Consider the following 16,238-nt stretch of genomic DNA (forward strand, 5'->3'; position numbering starts at 1 on the left):
ATTGAGTAATTTGATACAAGATATTAAGCAATCTTTATATAAGGGATTTATAGATAAAGATAGTTCCCATAAAGGCAATTTTGTTCCAAGATTACTAGTAAATAACAAAGAAGAAAATGTACTTTCTACTATTATAGATCAGCTGCATAATTGCCAATCATTTTGTATTTCGGTTGCATTTATAACCGAGAGTGGTTTAGCAAGTCTAAAATCACATTTTTATGATTTAAGTAAGAAAGGCGTAAAAGGAAGGATAATAACATCAAATTACTTAGGTTTTAATAGTCCGAAAATGTTTGAGGAATTATTGAAATTAGAGAATGTAGAGGTTAAATTAACAAACATTGAGGGGTTCCATGCTAAGGGGTACATATTTGAACATCATAACCACACTTCTTTTATTATAGGGAGTTCGAATTTAACTTCTAATGCATTGAAATTGAATTATGAACATAATTTATTTTTATCTACTCATAAAAATGGAGATCTTGTTAACAATATTAAATATAAATTTGATGAACTTTGGGATTCTAGCTTTTCTTTAACTAATGAATGGATAAATGAATATAAACAGTCTTTTGAATATCAAACATTGCAAAAAGTATTTGATAACACTGTTGTTCAAAATTCAGATATTAAAACGTTTAATGAATCAAAACTTATAAAACCCAATTTAATGCAAGAACACGCATTAAAGTCATTAGAGTCTTTGAGAAATGTGGGAGAAGAAAAGGGGTTAATTATATCTGCGACAGGGACTGGAAAAACTATTTTATGCGCACTTGATGTAAGAGCTTATTCTCCAGATAAATTTCTATTTATTGTTCATAATGAAGGTATATTAAATAGAGCTATAGAAGAATTTAAGAAAGTATTTCCATATGAGGATGAAAGTAATTTTGGATTATTAACAGGAAAACGAAAGGATCATGATGCTAAATTCCTTTTTGCAACAATTCAAACACTTTCTAAAAAGGAAAATTATAAATTGTTTAACTCTAATCATTTTGACTACATCGTTTTTGACGAGGCTCATCGAATTGCTGCATCTAGTTATCAGAAAATATTTAATTATTTTAAACCTAACTTTTTGCTAGGAATGACTGCAACACCAGAAAGAACTGATGAATTAAATATTTTTGAATTGTTTAATTATAATATTGCTTATGAAATTCGTTTACAAGAGGCTTTAGAGAGTAATATTTTATGTCCTTTTCATTATTTTGGAGTTACAGATTATATTCAAAATGAAATGAGTCAAGAAGATGCATTTAATCTAAAATATTTAGCATCTAATGAACGTGTTGAACACATCATAAAAAAGACTAATTATTATGGTTATTCAGGTGACGTTTTAAAGGGTTTAATATTTGTTAGTAGTAGGGGTGAGGCGTATCAATTAGCAAACCAATTAAGTAAACGTGGTATATCATCGGTTGGTTTGACAGGAAAAGATTCTATAGCTTATAGAGCTGAAACAATTCAACAACTAAAAGAAGGATCTATTAATTATATAATTACTGTAGATTTGTTTAACGAAGGAATTGATATTCCTGAAATAAATCAAGTTGTAATGTTAAGACCTACTAAATCAAGTATTATATTTATTCAACAGCTTGGTAGAGGATTAAGAAAAAGTACTAATAAAGAATTTGTTACTGTTATTGATTTTATCGGTAATTATAAAACTAACTATATGATCCCAATAGCCTTATCTGGAAATAAATCTCAAAATAAGGATAATTACAGAAAATTCTTAACAGATACTACGGTTTTAAACGGTGTTTCAACAATAAATTTTGAAGAAGTAGCTAAAAATAAAATTTATAATTCACTAGATTCTGTTAAATTAAATCAACCAAAATTAATTAAAGAAGCTTTTAACAATGTAAAAGACCGTATAGGTAAATTACCTTTACTTATGGACTTTATAAATAACGATTCGATTGATCCAAGTGTGATTTTCTCACGTTTTAAAAATTATTATGAGTTTTTAATAAAAAATAAAATTATTGAGAATGAATTAAGTATTAATGAATTTAAAAATTTAACATTTTTATCAAGACAATTAACACCTGGACTTAAAAAAGTAGATATTGATGTATTGAAAGAAATTATACAAAATGACGTAACTTATGAAAATTTAACAAAAAAAATGTTAAACATTAATAACGATATTTCGGAATATGATATTAACACTTCATTAAGCATTTTAGATTTTACTTTTTTCAAAAAGACTATAGGTAAAACTTACGGATTACCTTTAATACAATATAAGGATAATCTTATTTGTCTAGCAAATGAATTTAAAGAGGCTTTAAATAAACCACTATTTAACACATTTATTCATGATTTAATTGATCTTGCTAATTATAATAATGACAGATATCAAAATAAGAAAAACAGTTTAATTCTATATAACAAATATTCTAGGGAAGATTTTGTTAAGTTATTAAACTGGGATAAAGATGAATCTGGAACAATCAATGGTTATCGTATGAAACATCGTACACTTCCTTTATTTATCACTTATGATAAACATGAGAATATCAGTGATAATACTAAGTACGACGATGAATTTTTGAGCCAAGACGAATTGAAATGGTACACGCGGTCCAATCGTAAATTAACTTCACCAGAAGTACAAAATATTTTAAAGCATGAAGAAAGTAATACAGATATGTATATATTTGTGAAAAAAAGAGATGATGAAGGGAAATATTTCTACTATTTAGGTAAAGCCAAATATATTAAAGGAACTGAGAAGCAAGATTATATGCCTAATGGAAATAGCGTGGTAACTATGCATCTATCAATGAATACGTCCATTCGAGATGATATTTATAGATACATCACTTAATTACTTATACTAAATTATTATTTATTGAATTTTGATTATTAATAAAAATAAGTGATACTTTTGTGAAATGTATCACAAAATGCTTTTAATTTACATAAAATGATGTAGTATATGAAGTGTAAGGAAAGAGTAAATTATTGAGGTGATGACTATGAGAAATGCTATAGAAGAATTAATCTTCTCCGATGTAAGTAGTTATGACATCTATGTAAACACAGGCGTTAACCAAGGGTTGGTTGGAGACATTAAAGATGGATATTTGACGATTGATTCTATCCCGTATATTGATGCTGAAAGATTATATTATTATAGTTTAGAGCGCAAAGCCCTCGTTACAAGTTGATTTTTAACGAACTCCCACAATGTTGAACTCGCTTGCTCTCAAAGAGTAATTGAGGGCAAAATTGACACTCTATATACCCCTAAAATCTAAATTAATGTGTTAGGAGACCGTAACTTACTACCCCTGTGAGTTATGGTCTTCATTTTTGATCTGTGATTCAACGATGATTTACATTAATTTTAATGTGTCATATTGTCTCATACGAAATATCCTATGATTACATCAAATATTTCATTTCCAAACATATTTTAATCATCACAATGTAAGCTGTCTTGATAATTATTAAAGGTTTCGACTTCTACGATTTCTAGAGTCTTTAGCCTGTTTAAAGTTTTTTACGGCATTGTAAGCATAAACAATATTAAACAACTTATTTTTAGCATCGTTTTCACGTGAAAATGGCATACGTATATACTCTCGCTTGTTCACTTCGCATCTAAAAGCTTTTTCTTGTTTCTGACGTTCTGCTAGCGATAATGCGCACCATTCTTCATTTGAAAATAACTCTTCAAAACGAAATTCAAAAGCAGTACGATGATTATTTTCACCTAGTTTTAATACCCGTTCATAAAACGACAGTACTGTTTCTCCTAAAGTTTGACTTTTATTCTTTAGTTACTATGTTTTCTTTATAATTAAAAATGACTAAATATAAAATGATTTTTATAATTAAATATATGTTTGATTCTTTTGTTTAAAGTTGATTTCTAAATCACATTAATGTCCTATTCTCTAACAAAACGTTATGATAAAGATGTTCAAAATAATTCTATGATAAGGAGTAATGATGTATGGCAAAAGTTAAAGAGAAAGTTGCAGTCGTTACAGGTGCGAGTAGCGGTATAGGAGAGGCGATTGCCAAAAAGTTAAGTCAACAAGGTGCATCAATAGTTCTGGTTGGTCGTAACGAACAACGCTTAAACGAAATAGCCCAGCAATTAAATACCCCGGCTAAAGTTGTTTCAGCGGATGTCACTGTAAAATCGAACATAGATGATATGTTAAAAGCTGTAATAGACCATTTTGGTCATATCGATATTGTTGTGAATAGCGCAGGTCAAAGTTTATCATCTAAGATTACAGACTATAATGTTGAGCAGTGGGATACTATGATAGATGTAAATATTAAAGGTACACTCCATGTTTTACAAGCAACATTGCCTTATTTGTTAAAACAATCTAGTGGGCATATCATCAATCTTGCATCAGTATCAGGATTTGAACCAACAAAGACGAACGCCGTTTATGGTGCGACAAAAGCAGCAATACATGCAATCACACAGTCTCTTGAAAAGGAATTAGCACGTACAGGTGTTAAAGTGACTAGTATTTCACCAGGAATGGTTGATACCCCTATGACGGAAGGTACTGATTTTGGGGAACGCAAAAAACTTGAAGCTCAGAATATTGCTGATGCTGTAGTATATGCTTTAACACAACATAGTCACGTTAATGTTAATGAAGTAACGATAAGACCTGTTTAAATGATGACATTTCTCTATTTAAAATAGCATTTTTGTTTCATGTTACACTTAAATTGTTACGTTTGAATTCAACCACTTTACACAAAGGATGGGATATCAATTGGATAAACGTCAATTTGAAATTTTAGATATGCTAGTGAGATTTAATACTGAAAGTCCACCTGGACGTAATACAGATCCATTGCAAGATGAAATCGAAACGTTACTTAAACAACTGGATTTTTCAATACAGAGAGAACAGTTATATGACAATGATAGTGTGATAGTAGCCACCTTAAAAGGGCACAATCCTAAAGCGCCAAAACTGATATTGAATGGACATGTTGATGTAGCTTCTGTAGATGACGATCAATATTGGCAGTATCCACCTTTTAAACTTACCAACAAAGATGAATGGTTATACGGTCGTGGCGTTAGCGATATGAAAGGTGGTATGTCTTCATTATTCTACGTCTTGGAGCAATTACATCAAGCGGGGCAACGTCCAGAAGGTGATATTATTGTTCAATCAGTAGTCGGTGAAGAAGTAGGTGAAGCAGGAACTAAACGTGCATGTGAAATAGGACCTAAAGGTGACTTAGCCCTTGTCTTAGATACGAGTGAGAATCAAGCACTTGGGCAAGGTGGCGTGATTACCGGATGGATTACAGTTAAAAGTAAAAATACAATACATGATGGTGCGCGTAGTCAAACGATACATGCTGGTGGGGGCTTGTTTGGTGCAAGTGCCATTGAAAAAATGACAAAGGTGATTCAATCGCTTAATGAACTTGAAAGGCATTGGGGTGTCATGAAGAAGAGTCCTGGAATGCCTCCAGGTGCGAATACAATTAACCCAGCTGTCATAGAAGGTGGACGTCACCCTGCATTTATTGCAGATGAATGTCGATTATGGATTACTGTTCATTACTTACCGAACGAAAGTTATGAATCTGTAGTTAATGAAATAGAGCGATATTTAAATAAGGTTGCAGAAGCAGATGTATGGCTCAGAGAGAATCCACTTGAATTTGAATGGGGTGGTACATCCATGATTGAGGATAAAGGAGAAATTTTCCCAAGTTTCACTGTTCCGACACATCATCCAGGTTTTAAGCAATTAGAAGAAGCACATGAACATATTCATAATAAAAAGCTTGAACATGGTATGAGTACAACTGTAACTGATGGAGGTTGGACAGCACATTTTGGCATTCCCACGATATTATATGGGCCAGGTAGTTTAGAAGAGGCACATAGTGTAGATGAGAAAATAAAAGCAAAGGAATTAGCTCAATATAGTGATGTTTTATATACATTTTTAAAAGAATGGTATGAACACCCACAATCCTATAAATCATCATAGATAAAAAAGAGGTACAAGAACGACTTTTATACTCACAAAATGTTGAGTTAAAGTGATGTGTTCTGTACCTCTTAATTATTATAAAAAATAACAAGTTGTATATTTATAAAAAGATATTTATTAATTTCGTGTTCATTTCATATAAAATACAATTGTCAAGGTGAGTTTATCTTTTAAATGTGTTTTTTAATTTTCGCATCCAACTACCGCCACGTCTAGAATGAACAGGTTGTCCAGAAGGTTGTACCGATTGTTTTTTTAGTTCTTCTCCATACTTAATTGCTTCTTGCATCAAGTAAGATTGAGAGTTTAAAGGAGATGAATTGTTTTCGACATAATGATAAAGGCCTTGTGCATCTTGGTAACGACCTTTTTGGTTGTCAGATAATTGTAAATTCATATAGTTAACTAATCGTTGTCCTATTGATTTATCTTCAACAGGGAACAATATTTCGACACGTTTAATCATATTACGTGTCATAACGTCAGCTGAAGATAAATAAATATGCGCCTCACTATTATTATGGAAGTAGTAAATACGTGAATGTTCAAGCAAACGACCCACTATACTAACAACCTCTATATTTTCGCTAATACCTGGAATGCCTGGTTTAAGACAACATATACCACGAATGATGAGTTGTATTTTAACGCCTGCTTGGGATGCTTCGAAGAGCTTTTCGATAATCGTTTTATCGGTTAAAGAGTTCATTTTCATCATAATTTTACCATTACCATGTTGTAAATGACTACGTATCTCTTTATCGATACGATCAATGAAGACGTCTCGAATATCGTATGGTGCTACAATCAATTTATTGTATTCTGGTTTTGTTGAGTAACCACTCAAGTAATTAAAGAAGTTAATTGCATCCTCAGCGATATCTTTATTTGTCGTAATGATACCCATATCTGTGTATAATTTAGCAGTTTTATCATTATAGTTACCTGTGCCTAAATGAACAAATGACGTAAGTTCATTGTTGATGCGTTTAACGACTAGCGCAATTTTACTATGCGTTTTTAGATGTGTCATACCATAAATAACGTGACAGCCAGCATCTTCTAGCATACGTGCCCAATGTACGTTATTTTCTTCATCAAAGCGTGCTTTTAATTCTACGAGCACCGTTACTTGCTTGCCGTTTTCAGCAGCTTCTTTTAAGCTGTTAATAATCGGCGAATCCTTACTCACTCGATACAAGGTTTGTTTGATAGCGATTGTATTTGGGTCATCTGCTGCTTGTCGAATAAAGTCAACTATTGGTTCAAATGATTCATACGGATGGTGGAAGAATATATCTCTTTCTAATGATAATTGATAGATATTCTTGTTGCCTAATGATCTAGGTGGTTGAGGAGTATATTTCTCATACGTTAAATATTTGAGCTTATGAGATAGATGATCAACCAATCCAAATAAGAATGTTAAATCAAGTGGACCATCTAAATAATAAATATCATTATCTTCAATTTCTAATTGATTGATTAACCATTCTACATTCTCTTTTTCAGAAGTGCGACAATCTAATTCTAAACGTACAGCCGAACCACTCTTACGTTCTTTTAAGAAACGTTCAATTTCTATAAGCAAGTCCTCAGCGCCATCTTCATGAATGGTTAAATCTGCATTACGTGTGATTCGGAAAGTAAAAGTATTTAGTACTTCGTATCCTGTAAATAAATAATTGATGAAATACGTAATCACATCTTCTACCATGACAACGTATTGTTTTGTACCCTCATTTAAAGTTAAAAAGCGTGGAATTAATGAAGGAATTTGAACGATAGCTGAATTAATGGCATCTTCCGTATCGATATCAACAAAAATATTTAAACTTTTATTATTTAACTTTGGAAATGGATGATACGCATCAATACCTAACGGAGTGAGTGTCGGCAAGACACTTAACTTGAACTCTTGTTCTAATTTTTCTATCAATGCATCTGATAAGTCTTCAGGTTTTACCATCTCAATATCGTAATTGGCTAATTCTTTAATTAATTCGTTATAACGTTGATATTGAGTGTTCACATAGTCTGTATTTTTAATTTTAATAGCATCAAGTTGTTCTTGAGGCGTCATTTGTGCTTTATTTTCAGGTTTGTCATATCCCATTTTGACTTGGTCTTTTAACCCAGCCACTCGAACCATAAAGAATTCATCTAAATTTGAACTGAAGATAGAAATAAAATTAAGTTTTTCAAGCAACGGATTATTTTTATCATATGATTCTTGTAATACCCTATAGTTAAAATCTAGCCAACTTAACTCCCTATTGTTGTAATACTGCGGTAAATTAATATCTTTTTCTCCCAATCGAGTTTGCATACTATACATACACCTCATTAATTTATCTTTATTATGCACCAATCTAAAATATCATAATAATTTTAAGATTTTGTAAATATAATAGAAACCTTACCTTTTAAAATTTTTTCAATATGCTTTTTCTGACGATTTGCTTGGTATTCTTCTGCAATAGGTGAACCTTTGTAATAAACTAATAAATCGTATTTGTCATCTTTCTTTGCTTTTAGTTTAACTTCCTCTACAAAACTAGTATGTGAGATATTCAAGGTGTTTGCAAATTTAATAATCCCCCCTAAAGCTTGTATTGTATCTATTTCTTTATTACTAAACCACTGTGTTTCTTTGCAATAAAATTTAAGTAAAGATTTGTTTTTAAAACTAGCTAACAAAGCTAATTTCACACGATCTTTATGTGAAAAGCCGTTAATCATTGAATTTGCGATTAAGTAATACGTATGTGGTGAACTTGAGTCTGAATCAATGAAACTACCTAGGTAATAAATGTAGGAACCTTCAATAAATAATTCTTTTTCCATTGCTGAAATATTAAGTGATCGTTCACTTATAATTTGATTCAATAAGGATTGAGCTAATTTTACACGACGATTAGCACTCGTTTCTTCAATATGATATTCATTCGCTAAATGACGTAATGCATCTTTACGTACGTTACTTTTATTAAACTCATCAGGATATCGTTTGCTGATGTGGTTCATAATAAATCCTTCACGAATTCCTTTTCTTGAGAAGGTGAATTGTGTGGCGTCAATTTTTTTGAAAAGTGTTTTAAAGACGGAGATAGCTGGCAGAATAATATCGACGCGATCGCGGCTTAAACCGTCTAAATTTGTAAGTTCATCGCGAGAACTTTTACGGATTAAATCATAAACATTGTTAATATCTTTCGAAGTCATCTTATAGTTATGAACGCCACCGATAGGGTATGCATGTGCTGATTGATGAATGCGTGCAACATTACGTGCAGAACCACCTACTCCTACAAGCGCAATATGTTGGTTGGATAGCCAGTCTAACTGACTAAATTGCTCACGTAAAAACTGTTCCATATTTTTAATGGCTGTTTTGTCATTGTGTGCTTTATCACCAAAAAACTGACGCTTAAGTGATACCACGCCGAATGGAAAGCTATGAGCCTCTTTAAGTTGCTTGTCTTTGAAAAGGGTAACTTCGGTAGAACCGCCCCCGATATCGACAGAAATTCCATTTTCAATATCAGTAGTATGTGTAATCGCATAGTAACCGTAAAATGCTTCATCTTCTTCAGGTACAATTTGAATTTCGATATGAATATCTTGTTTAATTTCTTTAATGATAGCTTCACGATTTTTTGATTGACGGATAGCAGCTGTTGCGATGGGATATAATGCATCAACGTTAAATTTATCCGCAACTTTTCTAAAACTGCTTAATGTCTCTTTTAAAACATGAATACCTTCATCATTCATTTCATTGGACTTAGTGAGATATTGACTTAATCGTGCAGGTGTTTTTATATTCAGTATTTCATTGAGCCCAGTTTTTTTATTGTAGCCAAATATAACAAGTCGAATCGTGTTGGAACCAATGTCTATCAAACCAATTCTTTCTTCCATGTTTGCCTCCTATTATTGAAACAATGCGTTTAAAATAATCCCTATTTAATTTTATTGTACATGATATAGATAAATTGAAAAGAACTTACAGTTAATTTTTCTGAAATATTTAAGATGATTGATAAGTAATTATATTTAAAAATTAATATTAGAAGTTAAGTGGTTTTCGGAAGTGTATTGACTCCCTAAAAAATAATAGGTTTTCCGTCTTATTCTTATCACTGTTTAAGGTGATTCACATCGTGGAAAACTAAAACTAATATGATACTTAATTATATTAAGTATGCATAAGTGATAGGAGAGTGACTTTGGATGGAACGTTTAGAAAACAAAATCGCAGTGATTACCGGTGCGAGTACTGGTATTGGACAAGCATCAGCCGTGGCGTTAGCAATAGAAGGAGCACATGTGTTAGCGCTTGATATATCAGATCAATTAGAAGAAACTGTGCAGTCTATTAATGATAATGGTGGGAAAGCAACTGCATATCGCGTAGACATTTCAGATGATAAACAAGTCAAACAATTCTCAGAAAAAATAGCACAAGAATTTGGACATGTAGATGTTATTTTTAATAATGCGGGTGTAGATAATGGCGCCGGACGTATTCATGAGTATCCAGTTGAAGTGTTTGATAAAATTATGGCTGTTGATATGAGAGGAACGTTTTTAGTAACTAAATTTTTATTACCTTTAATGATGAAACAAGGTGGTTCTATTATTAATACAGCTTCATTCTCTGGACAAGCTGCCGATTTATACCGTTCAGGGTATAATGCTGCAAAGGGCGGTGTCATTAATTTCACAAAATCTATCGCTATAGAATACGGACGTGAAAATATTCGTGCTAATGCCATAGCACCTGGAACAATCGAAACACCACTTGTTGATAATTTAGCAGGTACATCAGATGAAGAAGCCGGACAAACATTCCGAGAAAATCAAAAATGGGTAACACCATTAGGTCGACTAGGAACACCGGATGAAGTCGGGAAACTTGTAGCATTTTTAGCTTCCGATGATAGTTCATTTATAACTGGTGAAACTATTCGTATAGATGGTGGCGTTATGGCTTATACATGGCCTGGAGAAATGTTAAGTGATGAAAGTTGGAAAAACTCTACTAAATAAAATTATAGAAAATAATGCATGCCTAAGACATCATTTCTTGTCTCAGGCATGTTTTAATATATTGTCAGGTAATCAATGAAATAAATTTAATTTTTGTTATTGAGATGTGGTAGTAAATTCTCATATGAATGTTAACTTAATTCATTTGTGCTCTGGTAATGCTTATTCTGAGCAGTTTTCACACAATTTATACTGTGCATCAGCCCAACTTGATAAGTGAGTATAACCTTTTAATTCTTTAGTATTGATTTTGATGGTAATATTTTCATCATTATTGAGTGTCTTACCACATTTTGAACAAGTCATAGCTCCAAATATAGTCTTTTTAGCTTTATTACCAGTAGAAAACATGATACGCCTCCTTCATTTACCACATAAGTGCTTGATAACTGTCATCATTTAATGATCGAACAATCTCAGTAATTAAGCGCACTGAATTTGTATAATCATCAATGTTGAGCACAGATACATTAGAGTGCATATATCTTAATGGCACGCCGATTGTAATCGTTGGGATACCTTCATTGGCTACATGAATGCTACCTGCATCTGTACCACCACCAGGTGTTGTTGCCCACTGTACTGGAATATTATGATGCTCAGCAACGTCTTTAATATGTTTGCGCAAACCATCGTGAGCGATACTAGTGGCATCCATCAATATTGCTAATGGACCATCGCCCAACTTACCTTCATTTTTTTCACTCGTCATACCTGGAACATCGTATGCAACCCCGACGTCCACCGCAATTGCTAAATCAGGTTTAATCAAATTTGCTGCAACTTTAGCACCACGTAAACCTACTTCTTCTTGTACAGTTGCACCGGCATATAAATTGATGTCTATGTTTTCATCTTTTAGTTGTTGAAGTACTTCAACAGCGAGTGCACATCCATAGCGATTATCAAAAGCTTTAGCAGTTAAGTATTTATCATTCGCTAATGATTCAAATTCGCTATAAGGTGTAATCATATTACCTAATTCGATTCCCGCTTCTTTCGCTTCTTCTTTATTACGCACACCAATATCGATGTACATATTTTTAATATCAACTGGTTTTTTGCGTTCTTCCGACGAGAGGGCGTGTGGAGGTTTAGAACCAATAATTCCACGTATCTCTTTGCCACTTTCAGTAGTAATCGTCACTTTTTGAGATAACATGACTTGATTCCACCATCCACCAATTGGCGTGAAATAAATGTATCCTTGTTCATCAATTTGTGTAACGATAAAGCCAATTTCATCTAAATGGCCAGAAATCATTAAAGATTTAGTTCCATGAGTAGCATTCTTTTTACCAAAAATACCACCTAATTGGTCTTCAACGATATCATCGCTCACAGGTGTTAAATAATCTTTCATTAAAGATTTAACTTGCATTTCATGTCCAGAAATACCATTAACATCTGTTAAAGATTTAAGTAACGCTTTAGATTCTGGCATAGTCATTCCTCCATTAATAAGTCTTTAAGAGTAGTATAACATTCTAAGTAGTGAAATTCTGAATACCATGTTTATAGATGTTTAAATTTTCGAAATAAAAAGATATTTATCTTCATATAAGTAACATATTCAAATTAAAGATGATATAATTAACATGATTAAAGATGAGAGAAGGCGACTACTATGAAAAAAGTCATATCGCTTTTAGTAGTATTAGTTATAAGTGCTGTATCTCTTTCGGCATGTGGGAAAGAACGCACAAAAACTTATGAAGGCGAAGTCAACGGAAAGCAAGTGATTACATCTTTGACATACAAAGATGATGAAGTTCTCAAACAATCTACTATAGCAACAATTAAATATGATGATTTAGGCATCGATAAAGATGAAGCTAAACAAATGTTTAAAAATGATGAACAAGCATTCAAAGGGATAGACGGGGTTACATATAAAGCTGATTTTAAAGATCGAAAAGCCATCGAACATATCGATATTGATTATAAAGATGCGGATATAGATCAGCTTAAGAAAAATTTAGGTTTCATATCATCAGATGCCAAAAAAGGTGACCATGTGAGTGTGGATAGGGTTGTTAAACAACTCAAACGTAATGGTTTAAAAGATAAAAGTAAAATGAATGAAGATAATTAAATTGAAAAGGAGTGAGACAGCATTTTGTCTCGCTCCTTTTCGATGTTGTGATTTAAGAAATTAATTTAAGTTTATAATCCTGAATGGACGTTGTAGTGCCATCTAATTGTCTATAGATAATATGGTCGGAAGTAATCTCCGTTGGACTATGAACGCCTACAGCTGCAGCGATGTTAAATAAACCTTCATGCAAACTTGTAACATAATTTGTAACACGGTATTGTTTTTCATCAACAATAAGTCCCTTTTCCTTTTTAGGATCGGTTGTTGCTACTCCAACTGGACATGTATTTAAATGACATTGTTGGCTCATGATGCATCCTACACTTATCATCATACCTCTAGCAATATTGACGAGATCCGCACCTAATCCTAATGCAATAGCGATTTTATCTGGAGTCACTAATTTACCGGACGCAAAAATTTTAACCTTGTTTCTTATGCCATACTTTTCTAACATACTTGAAACGATAGGAAGTGCTGTAAATAACGGTAAACCAACACCATCTTCAAGCTCTTGGAAGGTAGCGCCTGTACCACCTTCACCACCATCAACAGTAATAAAGCTTGGATAGGTGTCTATCTCTATCATTGTTTTAACTAACGCCTCTATTTCTTCAACTTTACTGACAACAATTTTGAAGCCGACAGGTTTTTGACCTATCGATTGTAAATGATTAACGAAATTCAGTAAATCTGTTGGATTTTTAATAAAATCAAAACGATTAGGTGAATTAATAGTTTCATATGGTTTCACATTTCTAATGCGTGCAATCTCTTCTGTGACTTTGTTCCCCTCCATATGCCCACCACGTGTTTTAGCACCTTGAGCTAACTTAATTTCAAATGCGCGTACATTATTGTGTTCGGCAAGATTGATAAACATGTCTCTATTAAAATTGCCATCATGATCTCTTACTCCAAAGAGTCCTGGACCAATTTGATAGATGATGTCACCATTACCTTTCAAATGATATTCAGATAATCCACCTTCACCTGTATTCATCCATGTACCAGCTTTAGCTAACCCCATTGACAGTGCAGTAATTGCATTTTTACCTAAAGCGCCATAACTCATCCCAGATTGACCAACTAAGCGTTTAATTTTAAAGGGATGCTTAAGGTTAGAGCCCAATACTACTGCATGTTCATCAGTTAAGAAAAACGGATCAACCTGAGCGCTTTTTCTGTATTCTTCTCTACTAAATAGGCGCTCATTCTCAATATGATATAAGAATGTAGAAATGAATTCAGTATGATCGATATGTAATTCAGTTGCTTGAAGTGGGAACATCGTATTTTGAATATAAAATCCCTCTAAGTAATCTTTCCCTGTACCAAAACTGGTCATTCGTGATTTATATTTTCCAGCTAAAACGATGTTTTTATAATCACTTCGTGAAAAAGGTTTTCCTTCATTATCGTTAGCGAAGAAATATTGTCTTAATTCGGGACCGATTTTTTCAGAAATATAACGGATTCGACCCAAAACAGGAAAATTTCTTAGTACACTGTGTTGATTTTGACCTTTATCTTTAAATAACCAAATAACCCCAAGAATCATAATCGTTAATAACACAATCATGATGATAATATTGACTATGAATTGCATGACAGTTAAAACTGACATAAACAATACCCCCTAAAAACGTTTTCAATATTATGATACAACAATGTATGCGTTTTACAATGAAAGTCTAATAGAAAAACATTAAAATTATTGTACGGCTATATTAAGATGAAAATAAATGTTTTATGCGAGAAGAGGGACAATATGGATATTAAACAATCTTCAGAGAAACAAGGTCGACCGCATCATTTATCAGACAGTAGGACAGTTTTAAAAAGAAATTTTATATTAATACCAACTTATATTTTATTACAAAGTATCATACCAATCATTGTTGTTTTCGGCTCATTAGGCATCACTGCCATGATAACACAACAGGCACCACCACAATGGTTGTATCATTGTTCATTGAGTTTAAGTTTTGTGATTGCTCAAGGTCTAATATTAATTATCTTTTATAAAATACATCAATCTGTAATAAATGATGTGATGAAGCAACAATGGATAATTGCAAAGAATAAAATAATTAAAATTGTAATAGTTGCGATTGTCGTATATTTATTATTACTTATAATTCGGGTGATTGGAACATCATTACCTAATCATTTAAGTTATCATCTCACTCAATCCGAACAACGTACGCTAGGGCTATTTAAATCACCATATGTGTTGTTAGTTACTTTTATATCCATGGTATTCTTACGTCCAATGGTAGAACAAATCATTTATAGATATCTCATCATCCATGAATTAGGAAAAGTATGGAATAGACAATTTGTAATTGGTTTGTCTATTGTTATTGAAACGATCGTACATGTTTACGACATGGCATCGATTTTTGAAATTTTTCCATATATCGTTATTGCTTCAGCAGCTACAATACTATATATTAAATCGCGGGATAATTTAATTGTCGCTTATATATTTCAAGTGATTTTGCAATGTATCCTTTTTATAGAAATTTTATGTAAGTATACCAACTTTTAAGAAGAAAAGTTTGAAAGTGGATAACACCCATACTATTTATAGATATTGTTATTTTTACACCAATCATTGAAGAACTTTTATTTCGTCATTTAATCATTCATGAACTAGGTAAAAAATTAACTTATGGTTTGATGTATATTGTGTCAATAGTGGGATTTACATATTTTCATTGTACTGATGCAGTTTCACCATTTGAAGCAGGACCTTACTTTATTGCAGCAGTCGTATTTGTTATAGGTTACCATTTTAGCCACCGTAATTTAGCAGTACCCATTGCTTTGCATATGATTACAAATTTAATAGCATTTTAAACAGTACTGCTACTTATACGATTGTGTTTAAGTAAACTATTACTTCATATTAGAACCTAACAACCGCAAATAAACTATTTCAGATAATAAGTATTTTAGTGGTAGAAATTTAGCAGTTGCTATACTAGTGCATATGATTTTAAGTGTGGTTGCATTTATAAGTATGTATACATCTATAATATAAG

General features: G+C 32.3%; 14 protein-coding genes. 8 read left to right on the plus strand and 6 right to left on the minus strand.

Annotated elements, in window-relative coordinates; genetic code table 11:
* Nucleotide 1: 1 nt before the first annotated feature.
* Nucleotides 2-2,860 carry a DUF3427 domain-containing protein gene (locus tag HMPREF2576_RS04725; RefSeq protein ID WP_070856491.1) on the plus strand — a complete coding sequence of 953 codons (2,859 nt, stop codon included), beginning with the start codon at nucleotides 2-4 and terminating at the stop codon, nucleotides 2,858-2,860.
* Between the two features lie 151 nt (nucleotides 2,861-3,011).
* The gene (locus HMPREF2576_RS04730; protein WP_001831457.1) at nucleotides 3,012-3,203 is read left to right on the plus strand and encodes a hypothetical protein; all 192 of its coding nucleotides are present in this window, start codon (nucleotides 3,012-3,014) and stop codon (nucleotides 3,201-3,203) included.
* Between the two features lie 282 nt (nucleotides 3,204-3,485).
* Here HMPREF2576_RS04730 and HMPREF2576_RS04735 read toward each other — a convergent pair whose 3' ends face one another.
* Nucleotides 3,486-3,782, minus strand: a complete 297-nt coding sequence (locus HMPREF2576_RS04735; RefSeq protein ID WP_070856489.1) for a DUF1413 domain-containing protein — start codon at nucleotides 3,780-3,782, stop codon at nucleotides 3,486-3,488.
* Between the two features lie 212 nt (nucleotides 3,783-3,994).
* Here HMPREF2576_RS04735 and HMPREF2576_RS04740 point away from each other — a divergent pair, with 212 nt between their 5' ends.
* Both HMPREF2576_RS04740 and HMPREF2576_RS04745 read left to right on the plus strand, forming a co-directional pair.
* On the plus strand, nucleotides 3,995-4,687 hold the full coding sequence (locus HMPREF2576_RS04740; RefSeq protein ID WP_070856488.1) for an SDR family oxidoreductase: 693 nt from the start codon (nucleotides 3,995-3,997) through the stop codon (nucleotides 4,685-4,687).
* 88 nt (nucleotides 4,688-4,775) lie between these two features.
* Nucleotides 4,776-6,032 carry an acetylornithine deacetylase gene (locus HMPREF2576_RS04745; protein ID WP_002438217.1) on the plus strand — a complete coding sequence of 419 codons (1,257 nt, stop codon included), beginning with the start codon at nucleotides 4,776-4,778 and terminating at the stop codon, nucleotides 6,030-6,032.
* 166 nt (nucleotides 6,033-6,198) lie between these two features.
* Here HMPREF2576_RS04745 and HMPREF2576_RS04750 read toward each other — a convergent pair whose 3' ends face one another.
* Nucleotides 6,199-8,364 (minus strand): RNA degradosome polyphosphate kinase, encoded by a 2,166-nt coding sequence (locus HMPREF2576_RS04750; RefSeq protein WP_002456043.1) that lies wholly within the window; start codon nucleotides 8,362-8,364, stop codon nucleotides 6,199-6,201.
* Between the two features lie 62 nt (nucleotides 8,365-8,426).
* Nucleotides 8,427-9,959, minus strand: coding sequence for an exopolyphosphatase (gene ppx, locus HMPREF2576_RS04755; protein WP_002456666.1), 1,533 nt, complete (start codon nucleotides 9,957-9,959; stop codon nucleotides 8,427-8,429).
* Nucleotides 9,960-10,271: 312 nt separating this feature from the next.
* Here ppx and HMPREF2576_RS04760 point away from each other — a divergent pair, with 312 nt between their 5' ends.
* Entirely contained in the window at nucleotides 10,272-11,090 is an 819-nt protein-coding gene (locus tag HMPREF2576_RS04760) for an SDR family oxidoreductase (RefSeq protein ID WP_002438224.1), read from the plus strand.
* A gap of 162 nt (nucleotides 11,091-11,252) precedes the next feature.
* Here the strand turns inward: HMPREF2576_RS04760 and HMPREF2576_RS04765 are convergent, their stop codons facing one another.
* Entirely contained in the window at nucleotides 11,253-11,441 is a 189-nt protein-coding gene (locus HMPREF2576_RS04765; RefSeq protein WP_002456665.1) for a hypothetical protein, read from the minus strand.
* A gap of 16 nt (nucleotides 11,442-11,457) precedes the next feature.
* On the minus strand, nucleotides 11,458-12,534 hold the full coding sequence (locus tag HMPREF2576_RS04770) for a M42 family metallopeptidase (protein ID WP_002456664.1): 1,077 nt from the start codon (nucleotides 12,532-12,534) through the stop codon (nucleotides 11,458-11,460).
* Nucleotides 12,535-12,717: 183 nt separating this feature from the next.
* On the opposite strand from HMPREF2576_RS04770, the gene HMPREF2576_RS04775 reads away from it, so the two are divergent.
* A complete protein-coding gene (locus HMPREF2576_RS04775; protein WP_002456663.1) occupies nucleotides 12,718-13,185 on the plus strand; it encodes a YehR family lipoprotein in 468 nt (155 codons plus the stop codon).
* Nucleotides 13,186-13,237: 52 nt separating this feature from the next.
* On the opposite strand, the gene HMPREF2576_RS04780 is transcribed toward HMPREF2576_RS04775, so the two are convergent.
* On the minus strand, nucleotides 13,238-14,815 hold the full coding sequence (locus tag HMPREF2576_RS04780; protein WP_002484956.1) for an FMN-binding glutamate synthase family protein: 1,578 nt from the start codon (nucleotides 14,813-14,815) through the stop codon (nucleotides 13,238-13,240).
* 144 nt (nucleotides 14,816-14,959) lie between these two features.
* On the opposite strand from HMPREF2576_RS04780, the gene lnsB reads away from it, so the two are divergent.
* Nucleotides 14,960-15,742: a CPBP family lipoprotein N-acylation protein LnsB gene (lnsB, locus tag HMPREF2576_RS04785; RefSeq protein ID WP_002469561.1), complete on the plus strand. Its 783-nt coding sequence runs from the start codon at nucleotides 14,960-14,962 to the stop codon at nucleotides 15,740-15,742.
* A 38-nt stretch (nucleotides 15,743-15,780) separates the two neighbouring features.
* Nucleotides 15,781-16,053 (plus strand): CPBP family intramembrane glutamic endopeptidase, encoded by a 273-nt coding sequence (locus tag HMPREF2576_RS11605; protein WP_255263166.1) that lies wholly within the window; start codon nucleotides 15,781-15,783, stop codon nucleotides 16,051-16,053.
* Nucleotides 16,054-16,238 lie beyond the last annotated feature (185 nt).

It is taken from the genome of Staphylococcus sp. HMSC063F05 (genome assembly GCF_001837075.1).
In the GTDB taxonomy this organism is placed as follows: domain Bacteria; phylum Bacillota; class Bacilli; order Staphylococcales; family Staphylococcaceae; genus Staphylococcus; species Staphylococcus epidermidis.

Excerpts from the sequence above, each read along its gene's own strand:
- HMPREF2576_RS04760 (WP_002438224.1), top strand. The coding sequence starts at position 10,272 with ATGGAACGTTTAGAAAACAAAATCGCAGTGATTACCGGTGCGAGTACT.
- HMPREF2576_RS04740 (WP_070856488.1), top strand. The coding sequence starts at position 3,995 with ATGGCAAAAGTTAAAGAGAAAGTTGCAGTCGTTACAGGTGCGAGTAGC.
- HMPREF2576_RS04765 (WP_002456665.1), bottom strand. The coding sequence starts at position 11,441 with ATGTTTTCTACTGGTAATAAAGCTAAAAAGACTATATTTGGAGCTATG.
- ppx (WP_002456666.1), bottom strand. The coding sequence starts at position 9,959 with ATGGAAGAAAGAATTGGTTTGATAGACATTGGTTCCAACACGATTCGA.
- HMPREF2576_RS04730 (WP_001831457.1), top strand. The coding sequence starts at position 3,012 with ATGAGAAATGCTATAGAAGAATTAATCTTCTCCGATGTAAGTAGTTAT.
- HMPREF2576_RS04780 (WP_002484956.1), bottom strand. The coding sequence starts at position 14,815 with ATGTCAGTTTTAACTGTCATGCAATTCATAGTCAATATTATCATCATG.
- HMPREF2576_RS04745 (WP_002438217.1), top strand. The coding sequence starts at position 4,776 with ATGGGATATCAATTGGATAAACGTCAATTTGAAATTTTAGATATGCTA.
- HMPREF2576_RS04775 (WP_002456663.1), top strand. The coding sequence starts at position 12,718 with ATGAAAAAAGTCATATCGCTTTTAGTAGTATTAGTTATAAGTGCTGTA.
- HMPREF2576_RS04750 (WP_002456043.1), bottom strand. The coding sequence starts at position 8,364 with ATGCAAACTCGATTGGGAGAAAAAGATATTAATTTACCGCAGTATTAC.
- HMPREF2576_RS04770 (WP_002456664.1), bottom strand. The coding sequence starts at position 12,534 with ATGCCAGAATCTAAAGCGTTACTTAAATCTTTAACAGATGTTAATGGT.
- lnsB (WP_002469561.1), top strand. The coding sequence starts at position 14,960 with ATGGATATTAAACAATCTTCAGAGAAACAAGGTCGACCGCATCATTTA.